Genomic DNA, 15435 nt, shown 5'->3' with positions numbered 1-15435 from the left:
GGAGGGGTGGTGCGACGATTCGACTTGCTCCCGATTGCGGTGTGCCAGTCCGCATCATCATTGCCTGTGAGATAGCTATCGGGAGCAAGCCCCCTCCCACGGGAGGTCAGCGCAGGCCTGTTCATTTGACCTCCGGCGGCGTAGTGAACGTGTGGTACGGCGCTGGCGACGGGATGCTCCACTCCAACCCTTCGGCGCCGTCCCACGGTTTGGCCGGCGCCGGCGTGCCGCCCCGGATGCACTTGATCACGATGAACAGGAAGAAGATCTGCGTGGCGCCAAACATGAATGCGCCAATCGACGACACCATGTTGAAATCGGCGAACTGCAGGTTGTAGTCCGGCACCCGCCGCGGCATACCGGCCAACCCAACGAAGTGCATGGGGAAAAACGCCATGTTCATGCCCACGAAAGACAGCCAGAAGTGCAGCTTGCCCAGGGTTTCGTCGTACATGTGGCCGGTCCATTTCGGCAGCCAGTAGTAGGCCGAGGCGAAGATCCCGAAAATCGCGCCGGGCACCAGTACGTAATGGAAGTGCGCCACCACGAAGTAGGTGTCGTGGTACTGGAAGTCCGCCGGCGCGATCGCCAGCATCAGCCCGGAGAACCCGCCGATGGTGAACAGGATCACGAACGCCACCGCGAACAGCATCGGCGTCTCGAACGTCAGCGAGCCTTGCCACATGGTGCTGACCCAATTGAATACCTTCACCCCGGTGGGCACGGCGATCAGCAGCGTGGCGTACATGAAGAACAACTCGCCCACCAGCGGGATGCCGACCACGAACATGTGGTGCGCCCACACGATAAACGACAGGAACGCGATGCTCGCCGTGGCGTATACCATCGACGTGTAGCCAAACAGCGGCTTGCGCGAGAAGGTCGGAATGATCGAGCTGACGGCACCGAAGGCCGGCAGGATCATGATGTACACCTCGGGGTGGCCGAAGAACCAGAACACGTGCTGGAACAGTACCGGGTCACCGCCGCCGGCCGCACTGAAGAAGCTGGTGCCGAAGTGGATGTCCATCAGCATCATGGTCACGCAACCGGCCAGCACCGGCATCACCGCGATCAGCAGGAAGGCGGTGATCAGCCACGTCCACACAAACAGCGGCATCTTCATCAAGGTCATGCCGGGTGCACGCAGGTTGAGGATGGTGGCGACCACATTGATCGCCCCCATGATCGAACTGATGCCCATCAAGTGAATGGCGAAGATGAAGAACGTCACGCTTTCCGGCGCATAGGTGGTGGAAAGCGGGGCGTAGAAGGTCCAGCCGAAGTTCGGCCCGCCGCCGGGGGTGAACAGCGTTGAAACCAATAACAGGAATGCCGCCGGCAGCAGCCAGAAGCTGAAGTTGTTCATGCGCGGCAGGGCCATGTCGGGCGCGCCGATCATCAACGGGATCATCCAGTTGGCCAGGCCGACGAATGCCGGCATCACCGCGCCGAACACCATGATCAGGCCATGCATGGTGGTCATCTGGTTGAAGAACGCCGGCTCGACGATCTGCAGGCCGGGCTGGAACAGCTCGGCGCGGATCACCATCGCAAACGAGCCGCCGAGCAGGAACATGGCGAAGGCGAACCACAGGTACATCGTGCCGATGTCTTTATGGTTGGTGGTCAGCACCCAGCGCATCAAACCCTTGGCGGGGCCGTGGGCATGGTCACTGGCGTGGCCATGGTCATCGATCACAGCGCTCATGGCCGTTCTCCTGCAAACAAATGGGCGGGGCGGGTCAGCGCAATCGCAATGAAGTACGTCATTTGCTTTCCGCCTGCTTGATGGCCAACACGTCTTTAGGCGTGACCATGTCGCCTTTGTTGTTGCCCCAGGCGTTGCGCTCGTAGGTCACCACGGCGGCGATATCCACTTCCGAGAGCTGCTTGCCGAATGCCGCCATCGCGGTGCCAGGCTTGCCGTGATAGACAATGCTCAGGTGGTCGGCGGCGGGCCCGGTGGCGATTTTCGAGCCCTTGAGCGCCGGGAACATCGGCGGCAAGCCCTGGCCCTCGGCCTGGTGACAGGCCACGCAAGTGGTGTGATAGACCTTGTCACCACGCGCCACCAACTCTTGGAGCGTCCACTCTTTGGAGGTCAGCTCCTTGAGCTTGGCCGCTTCTTCCTTGCGCTGGCCAAGCCAGGTTTCGTAGTCGGCCTTGGACTTGACCTCGACCACGATCGGCATGAAGCCGTGGTCCTTGCCGCACAGCTCCGCACACTGGCCACGGTAAATGCCGGGCTTTTCGACACGGGTCCAGGCTTCGTTGACGAACCCAGGGATAGCGTCGCGCTTGACCGCAAACGCCGGCACCCACCAGGAGTGGATCACGTCGGCGGCGGTGACCAGGAACCGCACCTTGGCACCCACCGGCAGCACCAGCGGCTGGTCGACTTCCAGCAGGTAGTGCTCACCTTTGGTGGCCTGGTTATGGATCTGCTCGGCGGGCGTGGCCAGGTTGCTGAAGAACTCAACGTCCTGGCCCAGGTATTTGTAATGCCACTTCCACTGGTAGCCGGTGACCTGGATATCGATATCCGACTCACTGCTGTCGTAGATGTTGATCAGGGTCCTGGTCGCCGGAATAGCCATCGCGATCAGGATCAGCAAGGGCACGACGGTCCAAAGAATTTCCACGGTAGTGCTCTCGTGGAACTTGGCGGCCACCTGGCCCGTGGAGCGCCGGTGCACCATCATCGACCAGAACATAGCGCCAAACACGATGATGCCGATCACCACACAGATCCAGAAAATGGTCATGTGCAGATCGAACACAGCGTGACTGACTTCTGTCGCCCCTGGCGCCATATTCGTTGTCCAGGCGGCATGTGCCTGGCCGAATACTGACCACAACAGGAGGCCCATCCAAACGTGTGGATGTCGCATCATTGCGGGTTCCCCTTATCGTTCTTGTTATCCCGCCGGTTTGCACCTGCGTCGAAGGGAGCGGCTTCCATACTGCTTACAACCGCTTAGCCTCACCTGCTTATGCAGTCTGGCGTCATCAGCGAATCGCGTACAAACCCGAGTATAGACAGGCTCTGCAACCCCGCAATGTGTAGGGGCAAATGAGCGAAAATGATCGGTAAAACTCAATAAAACCGGGTGCGGAATCGATTTTCCGACGAACGATGGCAATTCGATATAACGGCTGCGCATAACCATGAAATAATTATGACAAATGCGTCTTAGGCGCTCGTATAAACGAGCTACCTTGTCTTCTCCCTATTCCTACAGCTGCAACACTGGAGCCTCCATGAACACCGCCGCATTGCGCGAGCAGATTTCCCGTGCCCATCAACACGAAGCCACAACGGGCCAGCTTGCCCTGCAACTGAAAGAACAATTGCCGCACCTGCATGCAGCCATTTCCCTGGCTGAGGGTGATCGCAACGTGGTCATGACTCGCTTTGTCACTGCCTACATCGACCTCGTCCCCGAGTTGCTCGATGCCGCCAATGACGTGGCTCGCGAGGCCGGGATCGAAAGCCAGATCAAGCCGGTGCTGAAAATTGCCGAGCATTTCTTCCTGCAGCCACCAGCGATTCTGGCAGGTCATGAAGGGTTGGACGGCCTGCTGGACGAGGCCTACCTGGCCCATCGCCTGGTGGAGGAAGTCAACGATGTGTATATCAAGCATTTCGGCCAGCCGCTGATTCCGGCGGATACCACCGTGGCCAACGTGATAGCCCATCAGTTGATCGGTGAAGCCTTCGCCAACCAATTGGACGAAGCTGTGCATCTGGCGGTGGATGAGATGCTTAACGACGAAAGTTTTGCGCTGGAGTCGGTGGAAGCGTATCGCGAGCAATTGAAAAGCCCGAACACCGAGGCCGCCTGGAAGCGCTGGCCGTGCCTGTCGCGGCAGTTGGGGGTTGAGTTGACGCTGGATCAACCGGCTTAAATCTTCCGCCGTACACAGGTCAAATGTGGGAGGGGTGTAGCCCCCTCCCACATTTTTTTGTGCCGGTTTTGTCAGGTGACGGACGGTGCCGAGCCGATCCCCGTCGTCGTGCGAATCCGCCCTTCGAGCCTGCGCTTCAACCCCCGCGCCTCAATCACCAACTTCGAGCCTTTCGCCGCATTGGCGCGCCCCCATTCCTCCAGCAACTCCAGGCAGGAATGGTCGATGTAGCTCAGGTTGTTGAGTGGTACATGCACGGTGGCACCCGCAGGCACTGTCGACAGCACCTGGGTCAACGCCGGCACTTTGAGGAAGGTCGCGGCACCGGTCAGGCGCAGCTCCATCTCACCGCCCTGAGGCAAGTCGATGAGGCTGATTTTCAGGCGTGAAGCCTTGAACGCCAACTTGACCAACGTAAGGCCAAAGCCCACCAGCACGCCCGTCAGCAGGTCGGTAAAGATGATTGCCAGCGCCGTGGCCGCATAGGTGAACATCGGCATCCGCCCGTAGCGTCCCAAGGCTTTGAACGCCTTGATATCGACCAGCTTGATCCCGGTGTACACCAGCACGCCGGCCAGGCTCGCCACCGGAATGCTTTGCAGCACGCTGGACAGCAACAACACAAAGCCCAACAACCACACGCCGTGGAACATCGCCGACAAACGCGTCGTGGCGCCCGCCTGGACGTTGGCCGAGCTGCGCACGATCACGCCGGTCATCGGCAGGGCGCCGACCAGGCCACAGAGCATATTGCCGACACCTTGCGCGGACAATTCCTTATCGAAATCGGAACGCTGGCCGCTGTGCATGCGGTCAACAGCGGCGGCGGAGAGCAGGGTTTCGGCGCTGGCGATAAACGCCACGGCGAACGCGGCGATCAACAGCTGCGGGTCGGCCAGGTTCAACAAGTCGCTGGGACGTAGCCAGTCGATGGCATCCGCGAGGTTTTCCGGCACGTCCACACGCTTGACCTGCAACGCCAGCACCAGGCTGGTGACGGTTGCAAGGCCAACGCCCAGCAGGGCACCCGGTACGAAGCGCAACCGCTGTGGGCGCAATTTATCCCACAGGTACATCACCAGCATCGTCGACAAACCCAACAAGCCCGCCTGCCAGCCGAGCCCGCCGCCAAGGGTGGGAACGGCCTCGGCCAATGCCGCCGGGAAGCCCGTCAGGTTATCCAGCCCGGACGGCTTGGGCGCGCCGTCGAGCATCACATGCACCTGCGAGAGCACAATCAGTACGCCGATCCCCGCCAGCATGCCGTACACCACCGCCGGCGCCGTTACGCGGAACCAGCAACCCAGGCGCAGACGCCCTGCCACCAATTGCAGGAAACCCGCCAGCAGCAGGATCGGCCCGAGCATCGACATGCCGTGCTGGCGCACCAACTCGAACACCAACACCGCAAGGCCAGCCGCCGGCCCACTGACCTGCAAAGGCGACCCCGCCAGCCAGCCCACCACCAGGCCACCGATAATTCCGGTTATCAAGCCTTTGGCAGGCGGCATGCCGGATGCGATGGCGATTCCCATGCACAGCGGCAGGGCGACCAGAAACACAACCACCGAGGCGAGCAGCTCCCGTGGCAGTACAGCTTTCAATTGAGCAGCACGCATGATGACTCTCCCGAGGCATTCGCCGGGCGCGGTAAAGCCTGGCTGCATCCATGGCAGCCACCGCATTACCCGGCAGGGAAGTGTTTTAGAAGCGCGCTTTAGGCGTCGCTGAAGGAATCGGCTCGGTGCCGTTCAGCGGTCGGAACGCCGCCTTGTCAGCATCGTAGGCCCGGATTTCACTGGTCTCGATGTTGTAGATCCAGCCATGGATAAACAAATGACCATTGGCCATGCGTGACGCCACGGAAGGGTGGGTGCGCAAGTGTTGCAGCTGGGCGATGACGTTTTCTTCGGTCAGCACCTTCATGCTCTCGCCTTCGTTGGCGCAGTCACAGTTGTCATGAACCATGGCCTTGGCGACCTCGGCATGACGCAACCAGGCTTTGACCGTCGGCATCTTTTCCAGGCTGTCGGGGTTGAGTACCGCGCGCATGGCGCCGCAATCGGAGTGCCCGCAGACGATGATGTGCTGCACACCCAGGGCGAGTACCGCGTACTCGATGGCGGTGGAAACACCCCCGTTCATCTGGCCGTAGGGCGGCACCACATTGCCGACGTTACGGGTCACGAACAGGTCGCCAGGGGAGCTTTGGGTGATCAGCTCGGGCACGATGCGCGAGTCGGCGCAGGTGATGAACATCGCCCGCGGGCTCTGCGCCGTGGCGAGTTTCTTGAAGAGTTCTTCCTGCTGAGGGAAGACGTCGTGATGGAAATGCAAAAAGCCGTCAACAATGTGTTGCAGCGCTGCATCGGCAGTTTCCGCCACCTGAGGGGCTGAAGCCGACGCAGCCAACGGCTGTTTATCCTGGTCACTCATGATTCATCCTCTTGATTAATGCAGGGGGAGTGTTCAGGACAGTTCGACGCTCAGCCAGTGGAATAGTTGTAAAACTCCAAAGACCCGAATGCCGACTCATCAGTCACTCGCGGAACAAGGTAACCGTCGAAACTTAACTCAAACTGAATGAACCGCTCTAGATCGCGGGTTTCAGTGATATCAAAACGCGACCATCGCGACAGGAACGGTGCGTTCCCGCGCAGCAGTCTACAACAATGCCATCTGCCTGCCCGGCGGGCAGAACGCCGTACAGTCCAGGTTGAAACCCTCCCGACGATTGAGCCCCAGGCGCTTGATCGCCTTGCTGAAGCGCTGCGCCAACAGATCGGCAAAGGGCCCTTCGCCACGCATGCGCACGCCGAAGCGGCTGTCGTATACCTCGCCACCGCGTACCTGCCGCACCAGGCTCATCACATGGGCCGCACGCTGCGGATAATGCGCCGCCAGCCACTCCTCGAACAGCGGCGCCACCTCCAGCGGCAGGCGCAGCATCATGTAGGCCGCGCTTTGCGCACCGGCGGCATGGGCTTCAGTCAGCAGGCTTTCCAGCTCGCTGTCGTTGATCATCGGAATCATCGGAGAGCACAGCACACCCACCGGGATACCCGCCTCGCACATTACCCGGATCGCGCGCAACCTTGCCTTTGGCGCCGCCGTACGCGGCTCCAGGATGCGCTTGAGCTCATCATCCAGGCTGGTAAGGCTGATCATCACCGCCACCAGCCGTTGCCGCGCCAGCTCAGTGAGCAGGTCGAGGTCGCGCAGGATCAGCGAGCCCTTGGTGATGATGGTCACCGGGTGCCGGTAACGCAGCAGCACTTCGAGGGTTTGCCGGGTGATCCTGTATTCACGCTCGATAGGCTGGTACGGATCGGTGTTGGAACCCAGGTTGATCGGCGCGCATACGTAGCCCGGCTTGGACAGCTGCTGTTCCAGCACATCGGCGGCGTTGCTCTTGGCGATCAGTTTGGTTTCGAAATCCAGCCCTGGCGACATGTCCCAATAGGCATGGCTGGGCCGTGCATAACAGTAGATACAGCCATGCTCGCAACCGCGATAAGGGTTGATCGAACGGTCAAACGGCAAATCCGGCGAGTTGTTGCGGGTGATGATGGTCTTGGCCGTTTCGATGCGCACTTCGGTGCCCTGGGTGGGTGGCACTTCCTGGTACCAGCCGTCGTCCTCGGCCACGCTGACCGTGGGCGCAAAGCGATTGTGCAGGTTAGTGGCGGTGCCCCGGCCACGGGGCGGCAGCGGAGTAGACATAAAGCGCCTCGATACTGTTTTTATATACAGTATCGAGGCGCACGATTTCTGACCAGTGCCGTTTGGCGGTCAGTGCTTTTGTGTGACCTGGCCCAGGTCATCGCCCGAGGTAGTCTGCATGTCGTGCTTGCGCAGGTCGGCCACCTCGCTTGCGCTGACCGGCGCGCCTTTATTGCCCCAACTGCCACGGATAAAACTGACTACATCCGCTACTTCCTGGTCCGACAGACGCCAGGCGAACGCCGGCATGGTGAACGTGGACGGCGCCGTGTGGGTGGCAGGCAAGGTGCCGCCGTTCAACACGATGTTGATCAACGAGGTCGCATCCGCCGTCTGCAACACCGGGTTGCCCGCCAGCGCCGGGAATACGCGGGTGTAGCCATGGCCATCGGTGCGATGGCAAGCCGCGCAGTTGTCGATATACACCGACGCGCCCGGCTTGCTGTCGTCGCCCTTCCACAGGGCCTCGGCCACCTGTTTGTCGTACTGATGCGGTTGATCGTCGGGATCCACTGCCGGCAGGCTCTTGAGGTAACGGGCGACAGCGGTCAGGTCTTCTTCCGACATGTATTGCAAGCTGTGGACAACCACGTCACTCATGCCGCCAAACACCGCGCTGCGATCACTGCGACCGGTCTTGAGAAATTGCACCAACTGGTCTTCATTCCAGCTGCCGAGGCCGTCCTTATGGTCGCCACGCAGGTTTTTGGCGATCCAGCCTTCCAGCGGCGCGCTGCCGGACAAGAATGCACTGCCGTCCGTGGCGCTCAGAGCTTTTTCCTGCATGGTCAGGGCGCGCGGTGTGTGGCACGCGCCGCAATGGCCCAGGCCTTCCACGAGGTAAGCGCCACGACTGATCACCGGGTCGACGTCCGCCGCCGCCGGTTTTTCCGCTACCTCAGGCGCAAACATCCAGCGCCACGCCGCCAATGGCCAACGCATGCTCAGGGGCCAAGGGATGTCACTGCTCTTGTTCTCCTGCGCAACCGGTTCCACGCCCTTCATGAAGTACGCATACAACGCCTGCATATCGCTGTCGCTGACACGCGCGTAAGACGGGTAGGGCATCGCCGGGTAAAGCGTACTACCGCTCTTGGCGACGCCATGGCGCACGGCCTTATCGAAGTCTTCGAAGCTGTAGTCGCCCAGGCCGCTCTTGTCCGGGGTGATGTTGGTGGAATAGATCACGCCGATCGGGGTTTCCATCGGCAGGCCACCGGCAAAGGGCTTGCCGCCCTTGGCGGTGTGGCAAGCCACGCAGTCACCCGCGCGGGCCAGGTATTCGCCCTGCTTGATCAGGTCGGCCTCGGCCGCGCTTACCGAACAGCTGCTGAACAGTGCCAAAGAGGCGATAACGAATGCTTTCATGGTCATCGCTCCTTATGCCTGAACCAGTGGGCCGGGGTTCTTCAGGTACTGCTCGCGAATCGCCCGCGCCGACCAGTAGGTCAGCGCCGCCACCAGGCCAGTAGGGTTATAGCCAAGGCCCTGTGGGAAAGCGGACGCACCTGGGACAAACACGTTGTGTACATCCCAGCTCTGCAGGTAGCGGTTCAACGCGCTGGTCTTCGGGTCGGTGCCCATGATCGCGCCGCCGTTGAGGTGGGTGGTCTGGTACGACGCGGTGTTGAAGTGCTCACCGACCTTTTTGCCGATCACGGCGATGGCCTTGGGGTTCATCGCTTGCGCAACCTTGCCCATCTTCTCGACCATGAAGCGGTTCATCTTGATGTCGTTTTCTTGCCAGTCGAACGTCATCCGCAACAACGGCAGGCCGTAGGCATCGCGGTAGACCGGGTCCAGATCCAGGTAATTACCCCGGTAGGATTGATGGGCACCGTGGGCATCCATCGACACCTGATGGGTGTAGTAATCGGCGGTGGCGCGCTTCCACGCACTGCCCCAGGCTGGGGTGCCCGGCGGGTTTGACGTACCGGCGATCGGTCGGCTGCCGGCCTGGTTGACCCACATCGGCGAGCCGCCCACGAAGCCATGGGGCCCGTGGTCGAAGTTATCCGCGTTGAAGTCATCGATGGCCACGCCATTGCCGCCGGCACCGATGAAATTGTTGGTGTGGGTGTCCTTGTCGAAGAACGCCTTGATGGTCGCCATATTCTGGTAAGCGAAGTTCCTACCCACCACGCCCTCATTGGTGATCGGGTCGTACGGCTTGCCGATGCCCGACAGCAGCATGAGGCGCACATTGTGGAACTGGAACGCGCCGAGGATCACCAAGTCAGCCGGTTGCTCGACTTCACGGCCCTGGGCGTCTACATAGGTCACGCCAGTGGCTTTTTTGCCGGTGCTGTCGAGGTTGACCTTGAGCACGTGGCTATTGGGCCGCAGTTCAAAATTGGGCACCTGGCGCAACGCCGGCAAAATGTTCACGTTCGGCGACGCCTTGGAATACATGTAGCACACGTAGCCACTGCAAAAACCGCAGAAGTTGCACGGCCCCATCTGCGCGCCGTAGGGGTTGGTGTACGGCCCTGAAGTATTGGCGGACGGCAGGTTGTAGGGTTTGTAGCCAACCTCGGCCGCCGCTTTCTGAAACAGCTGCGCGGAGACGGTGTTTTTCTGCGATGCCAGTGGAAACGGGTTGGAACGGTCCGGCGCGTAGGGGTTGCCGCCACGGCCTTCACCCACCAGTTGCCCTTTCACCGTCCAGGCCTGGCCGGAGGTGCCGAAGACCTTTTCTGCATAGTCGAAGAACGGCTCCAGCTCCTCATAACTGACACCGAAATCCTGGATGGTCATGTCCTTGGGAATAAAATTTTTCCCGTAGCGCTCTTCGTAATGGCTGCGCATGCGCAGCTCCATCGGATCGACACGAAAATGCACCCCGGACCAATGCAGGCCCGCGCCACCGACGCCATTGCCCGGTAAAAACGCGCCAAGCTGACGATTGGGCAGGGCAACGTCATTCACGCTATGGCGAATAGTCACGGTCTCTTTGGAAATGTCCTGGAAGAGTTTCTTGCGCACGCTGTAGGTCAATTCGTCGATGACCTGCGGGTAGTTGCCGTCAGGGTAGGTGTCCTGCATCGGCCCGCGCTCCAGCGCCAGCACGTTGAGGCCTGCTTCTGTCAGTTCCTTGGCCATGATCGCGCCGGTCCAGCCAAAACCGACGATCACCGCGTCTACTTTTTTCATGATGGTCGCCACGTTTATGCCCTCTCGCCGCGCATGGAAACGGCCGGGAAAGGGTATTGCTCGTTGCGCTCTACCCAATCCATAAAGTCGGCGCGGGCGCCGGGGAAGCCGATCATGGTCCAGCCGACCATGCCCTTGTTGCCACCGTGGATCGGGTCGCAAAAGAACCCTTCCTTGGTGTTTTGCAGCAACAGGTTGAAGAACATTTTCGGCGGCACCGCGTCGAAATGCGCGGTCAGTTCGTTGCCGCCCGCCTCCAGGCGACGCAACATATCGTCTCGGGTAGCGCTGTCTTGCTCAGCGAAAGCTTTACCGTTGAACGCTTTGGACCAAGCATCCGTAGCGGCAATGCCCAGGCGGTAGATCTCTTTGGGTACCAATTTGCTCTGCCAGCCCATCTCCGGCGCCGCGTCGGCGTTGAACGGGCCTTGCATGAACCACAACGCACCACTGGCATACGGCGTGTTCATCTGGCGGTCGATGTACTCCGGCGCGCCCGCTTCCAGCGCACCAGGGCCTTGGGCATCGGCCGGGATCAGGCGCTCGACGGCGGCGTTGATAAACGCCCATTCCTCGGCCGTGAAATAGGTCGGTTCGTAGGCCTTGTCACTCGCAGCAGGCTGGGCTGGCGCGGCCTGCGCAGGTTCAGGTGCCGCCATCAGCATGGAGCCGCCAAGGCCAGTGCTGGCAACCGTGACCACCGGGATCAAGGTCAAGGATTTGCGCAAAAAGTCACGCCGGGGGTTGTCTTGATCTTGATCAGACATGGGGGCACCTCATCATGGGGTCACGGGTTTATTCGGCCGTTTCTGGAGAACGGCTCGTCTATTTTTGGCAATCAATGGTTACAAAGGATAGCAGGCTAAGCATTGGGAAATGGTTTCAACGCGCAAAAAAGTGGGAGGGGGCTTGCTCCCGATGGCGGTGGGTCAGCCTATACCGAGGCTGGCTGACCTTGCGCCATCGGGGGCAAGCCCCTCCCACATTGGCCTGCGTAAGGCCTTTAGTCTTTTTTAAGCTTCGGGTTCGGGAAGAATTGCACCGCCTGAACCTTAGGGTCGGCCGGCGCTTTCATTGCCGAGGTATTGACCCGCGTACCCAGCTCCTTGGGCACCGACAACCCTTGGTCATTCAAGGTATCGGTATACCCGCAGGCCACACACTCGCGGTGCGGCACGCTGTCTTCGGTCCACATCTTCAGCTTGTCCGGTTCGCTGCACGCCGGGCATACCGCCCCGGCGATAAATTGCTTCTTGGTGATCACAGGCCCTTCGCTCATGCTGCCGCGTCCTCACTCAGGCCGCTATGGCGCAAGAGTGCGTCAATCGACGGCTCGCGTCCGCGGAAGTCGACGAACAGCACCATCGGCGCCTGGGAACCGCCGCGCGCCAGGATCGCTTCGCGAAAGGCGCGACCGGTGTCTGCATTGAGCACGCCGTCTTCCTCGAATTTGGAAAAGGCATCCGCCGAGAGTACTTCGGCCCACTTGTAGCTGTAGTACCCCGCCGCGTAACCACCGGCAAAGATGTGCGCAAAGCTGTTGGGGAAACGGTTGTAGGCCGGCGGACGCATCACCGACACCTCGTCACGCACGCCTTCGAGCACCTGCGCCACACTGCGGCCATCGCCATGGGTGGCGTGCATTTCAAAGTCGAACAGCGAAAACTCCAGCTGGCGCACCATCATCAGGCCGGACTGGAAATTCTTCGCCGCGAGCATTTTTTGCAGCAGGTCCTGAGGCAGTGGCTCACCGGTTTCATAGTGGCCGGAGATCAAAGCCAGACCTTCCGGCTCCCAGCACCAGTTCTCCATGAACTGGCTCGGCAACTCCACCGCATCCCACGCCACGCCGTTGATGCCAGACACGCCGGCGTGTTCGACGCGGGTCAGCAGGTGATGCAGGCCGTGGCCGAATTCGTGGAACAGGGTGGTGACTTCGTCGTGGGTCAGCAGGGCAGGTTTGCCGCTGTCGGCCGGCGTGAAGTTGCACACCAGGTTGGCCACCGGGCTTTGCAGCACGCCGTCGACGGTGCGGCGACGGTCACGGGCGCCGTCCATCCAGGCGCCACCGCGCTTGTTGGCGCGGGCGTACAGATCGAAGAAGAAGCGCCCGACGTGCTCGCCATTTTCCTTGATTTCAAACAGACGAACATCCGGGTGCCAGGTGTCGAAGCCTTTTTGCTCGGCGATCTCGATGCCGTACAGGCGCTGCACAATGGCAAACAGGCCGCCCAGCACCTTGTCGATCGGGAAGTAGGCGCGCAACGCTTCCTGGGACACGCTGTAGCGCTGCTCACGCAGTTTTTCACCGTAAAAACCGCTGTCCCAGCTTTGCAGGTCGGCACAGCCTTGTTCAGCGGCGTAAGCCTTGAGCTGTTGCAGATCCTGAGCGGCAAACGGCTTGCTGCGCTTGGCCAGGTCACGCAGGAAACTCAGCACCTGATCGCTGGATTCGGCCATCTTGGTGGCCAGGCTCAGCTCGGCGAAGGAAGCGAAACCGAGCAGTTGGGCCAATTCCTGACGCAGGTCGAGGATCTGCTCCATCACAGGGCCGTTATCGTTCTGACCGGCATTCGGGCCTTGGTCCGACGCACGAGTGCAGTAGGCGGCGTAGATTTCTTCACGCAGGGCGCGGTCCTGGGCGTAGGTCATCACCGCGTAGTAGCTGGGGAATTCCAGGGTGATCAGCCAGCCATCGAGGCCCTTGGCCTGTGCAGCGGCGGCCATTTGCGCCTTGGCCGAGTCGGTCAGGCCGGCGAGGGTGGCTTCATCGGTGACGTGCTTGGTCCAGGCTTGGGTGGCGTCCAACAGTTGGTTGGAAAACTTGCTGCCCAGCTCGGAGAGTTTGCTCTGCACTTCGGCGTAGCGCTTTTGCTGCTCCGGCGGCAGGTCGATACCCGACAAGCGGAAATCACGCAGGGAGTGCTCAAGGATGGTTTTTTGCGCCACATCGAAACCGGCGGCTTCAGGGCTGTTGGCCAGGGCTTCGAAGGCCTGGAACAACTGGCGGTTCTGGCCCATCTCGGTGGAGTAGGCGCTCAATGCAGGCAGACACGCCTCGTAGGCTTCACGCAGTTCGGCACTGTTGCACACGGCGTTGAGGTGGCTGACCGGGCTCCAGGCGGCGCCCAGGCGGTCATTGAGTTCGTCCATGGCCAGCACCAGGCCGGCCCAGGTAGGATTTTTACCCTGGCGTTGCAGGATGCCTTCGATGGCCACGCGGTTTTCGGCGAGGATCTGTTCGATGGCCGGTTGGACGTGCTCGGCACGGATCGCCGAGAACGGCGGCAGGTCGTAGGACTGCAGAAGAGGGTTGTTCGCGCTCACGGTTGGCACCTTGGCTGAAGAAACAGGTAAGACAAAGATGGGGCCATCTTAATTACAATCAACGCCCACCGCAGCTATCAGCAGAAGAGAGAGCCTATCGTGACCCTTCGCACCTATCAGAACCACACGCCAACCCTGGGCGCCGGGGCGTTTGTCGATGCTTCGGCGGTGGTGATCGGCGATGTCGAAATCGGCACCGACAGCTCCGTTTGGCCATTGACCGTGATTCGCGGCGACATGCACCGCATCCGCATCGGTGAGCGCACCAGCGTCCAGGACGGCTGCGTGCTGCACATTACTCACGCCGGGCCGTTCAATCCTGATGGTTTCCCCCTGCTGATCGGCGACGACGTGACCATCGCCCACAAGGTCATGCTGCATGGCTGCACCGTGGGCAACCGCATCCTGATCGGCATGGGCAGCATCGTGATGGACGGCGCGGTGGTGCAAGACGACGTGATCATTGGCGCCGGCAGCCTGGTGCCACCGGGCAAGAAACTCGACAGCGGCTTTTTGTATGTGGGCAGCCCGGTTAAACAAGTCCGCGCGCTGACTGACAAAGAGCGCGCCTTTTTCACCTACAGCGCCGCGAACTACGTGAAGCTCAAAGACCTGCACCTGGCCCAAGGGTTCGACCAATGAGCCTGCCTTACCAAACCGTCCTGTTCGACCTGGACGGCACCCTCACCGATCCTCGCGAGGGCATCACCCGCTCGATCCAGTACGCCCTCGGCAAACTGGGCATCGATGAACCGGACCTGGGCAAGCTCGAACACTTCATCGGCCCGCCGTTGCTGCAGGCCTTCATGCAGTTCTACGGCTTCGATGAAACCAAGGCCTGGGAAGCGGTGAATTTCTACCGCGAGCGCTTCAAGGTCACCGGGCTGTATGAAAACCGCGTGTTCGATGGCGTGCTGCCGCTGCTGGAAGAACTCAACGGCCAGGGCCGCCACTTGTACGTGGCGACCTCCAAGCCGTGGGAGTTTGCCCGCGAGATCGCCAGGCATTTCGACTTTGCCAGGCACTTCAAGCTGATTTACGGCAGCGAGTTGGATGGCACGCGCACCAACAAGGTCGAGCTGATTGCGCATTTGATCAGCGAAGAAGGCCTGGACCCCACCACCACCTTGATGATCGGTGATCGCAAGCATGACCTGATCGGTGCGCGCAGCAATGGGCTCGATTGCGCGGCGGTGGGGTATGGGTTTGGCAGCTATGAGGAATTGAATGCTGAGGCGCCGACGTGGCATTTTGAGACGTTGGCTGAGATGCATCAGGCTTTTTTGCGGCGGCCTTGAGGTCGTCATCGGGGGCAAGCCC

13 protein-coding genes are annotated in these 15435 nt (G+C 60.8%); 3 read left to right on the top strand and 10 right to left on the bottom strand.

Features of this window, described 5'->3' with window-relative positions; all coding sequences use genetic code 11:
- Window positions 1–121: 121 nt before the first annotated feature.
- Both ctaD and coxB read right to left on the bottom strand, forming a co-directional pair.
- Complete coding sequence (gene ctaD, locus AB4O25_RS18895) at window positions 122–1711, bottom strand: cytochrome c oxidase subunit I (protein ID WP_017528728.1); 1590 nt, start codon at window positions 1709–1711, stop codon at window positions 122–124.
- A gap of 58 nt (window positions 1712–1769) precedes the next feature.
- Window positions 1770–2897, bottom strand: a complete 1128-nt coding sequence (gene coxB / locus AB4O25_RS18890) for a cytochrome c oxidase subunit II (protein WP_065879194.1) — start codon at window positions 2895–2897, stop codon at window positions 1770–1772.
- A 367-nt stretch (window positions 2898–3264) separates the two neighbouring features.
- Here coxB and AB4O25_RS18885 point away from each other — a divergent pair, with 367 nt between their 5' ends.
- Window positions 3265–3912: a hypothetical protein gene (locus AB4O25_RS18885; protein WP_017528726.1), complete on the top strand. Its 648-nt coding sequence runs from the start codon at window positions 3265–3267 to the stop codon at window positions 3910–3912.
- Window positions 3913–3983: 71 nt separating this feature from the next.
- On the opposite strand, the gene AB4O25_RS18880 is transcribed toward AB4O25_RS18885, so the two are convergent.
- The 8 genes from AB4O25_RS18880 to prlC form a co-directional block, all read right to left on the bottom strand.
- Entirely contained in the window at window positions 3984–5531 is a 1548-nt protein-coding gene (locus tag AB4O25_RS18880) for a SulP family inorganic anion transporter (protein ID WP_065879195.1), read from the bottom strand.
- Between the two features lie 85 nt (window positions 5532–5616).
- A complete protein-coding gene (locus tag AB4O25_RS18875) occupies window positions 5617–6348 on the bottom strand; it encodes a carbonic anhydrase (protein WP_017528724.1) in 732 nt (243 codons plus the stop codon).
- Between the two features lie 228 nt (window positions 6349–6576).
- Window positions 6577–7635: a PA0069 family radical SAM protein gene (locus AB4O25_RS18870; protein WP_460149860.1), complete on the bottom strand. Its 1059-nt coding sequence runs from the start codon at window positions 7633–7635 to the stop codon at window positions 6577–6579.
- A gap of 69 nt (window positions 7636–7704) precedes the next feature.
- Window positions 7705–9003, bottom strand: coding sequence for a cytochrome c (locus AB4O25_RS18865; RefSeq protein ID WP_026067326.1), 1299 nt, complete (start codon window positions 9001–9003; stop codon window positions 7705–7707).
- Between the two features lie 12 nt (window positions 9004–9015).
- Window positions 9016–10800 carry a GMC family oxidoreductase gene (locus tag AB4O25_RS18860; RefSeq protein ID WP_017528721.1) on the bottom strand — a complete coding sequence of 595 codons (1785 nt, stop codon included), beginning with the start codon at window positions 10798–10800 and terminating at the stop codon, window positions 9016–9018.
- A 2-nt stretch (window positions 10801–10802) separates the two neighbouring features.
- On the bottom strand, window positions 10803–11555 hold the full coding sequence (locus AB4O25_RS18855) for a gluconate 2-dehydrogenase subunit 3 family protein (protein WP_017528720.1): 753 nt from the start codon (window positions 11553–11555) through the stop codon (window positions 10803–10805).
- A 236-nt stretch (window positions 11556–11791) separates the two neighbouring features.
- On the bottom strand, window positions 11792–12067 hold the full coding sequence (locus AB4O25_RS18850) for a YheV family putative zinc ribbon protein (RefSeq protein WP_460149859.1): 276 nt from the start codon (window positions 12065–12067) through the stop codon (window positions 11792–11794).
- A complete protein-coding gene (gene prlC / locus AB4O25_RS18845; protein WP_017528718.1) occupies window positions 12064–14115 on the bottom strand; it encodes an oligopeptidase A in 2052 nt (683 codons plus the stop codon). The genes AB4O25_RS18850 and prlC overlap by 4 nt, the downstream gene beginning before the upstream one ends.
- A gap of 99 nt (window positions 14116–14214) precedes the next feature.
- Between prlC and AB4O25_RS18840 the strand changes: the two genes are divergently transcribed.
- The gene (locus tag AB4O25_RS18840) at window positions 14215–14757 is read left to right on the top strand and encodes a gamma carbonic anhydrase family protein (protein WP_017528717.1); all 543 of its coding nucleotides are present in this window, start codon (window positions 14215–14217) and stop codon (window positions 14755–14757) included.
- Complete coding sequence (locus AB4O25_RS18835; RefSeq protein WP_068937956.1) at window positions 14754–15413, top strand: HAD family hydrolase; 660 nt, start codon at window positions 14754–14756, stop codon at window positions 15411–15413. Before AB4O25_RS18840 ends, AB4O25_RS18835 begins: the two co-directional genes overlap by 4 nt.
- Window positions 15414–15435: the final 22 nt, after the last annotated feature.

The sequence above is a fragment of the Pseudomonas sp. S3_A03 genome (assembly GCF_054668275.1).
The sequence above is the reverse complement of the archived record's forward strand: the minus strand, read 5'-3'. Positions and strand labels throughout refer to the sequence as shown.

Excerpts from the sequence above, each read along its gene's own strand:
- ctaD (WP_017528728.1), bottom strand. The coding sequence starts at position 1,711 with ATGAGCGCTGTGATCGATGACCATGGCCACGCCAGTGACCATGCCCAC.
- coxB (WP_065879194.1), bottom strand. The coding sequence starts at position 2,897 with ATGATGCGACATCCACACGTTTGGATGGGCCTCCTGTTGTGGTCAGTA.
- AB4O25_RS18885 (WP_017528726.1), top strand. The coding sequence starts at position 3,265 with ATGAACACCGCCGCATTGCGCGAGCAGATTTCCCGTGCCCATCAACAC.
- AB4O25_RS18880 (WP_065879195.1), bottom strand. The coding sequence starts at position 5,531 with ATGCGTGCTGCTCAATTGAAAGCTGTACTGCCACGGGAGCTGCTCGCC.
- AB4O25_RS18875 (WP_017528724.1), bottom strand. The coding sequence starts at position 6,348 with ATGAGTGACCAGGATAAACAGCCGTTGGCTGCGTCGGCTTCAGCCCCT.
- AB4O25_RS18870 (WP_460149860.1), bottom strand. The coding sequence starts at position 7,635 with ATGTCTACTCCGCTGCCGCCCCGTGGCCGGGGCACCGCCACTAACCTG.
- AB4O25_RS18865 (WP_026067326.1), bottom strand. The coding sequence starts at position 9,003 with ATGAAAGCATTCGTTATCGCCTCTTTGGCACTGTTCAGCAGCTGTTCG.
- AB4O25_RS18855 (WP_017528720.1), bottom strand. The coding sequence starts at position 11,555 with ATGTCTGATCAAGATCAAGACAACCCCCGGCGTGACTTTTTGCGCAAA.
- AB4O25_RS18850 (WP_460149859.1), bottom strand. The coding sequence starts at position 12,067 with ATGAGCGAAGGGCCTGTGATCACCAAGAAGCAATTTATCGCCGGGGCG.
- AB4O25_RS18835 (WP_068937956.1), top strand. The coding sequence starts at position 14,754 with ATGAGCCTGCCTTACCAAACCGTCCTGTTCGACCTGGACGGCACCCTC.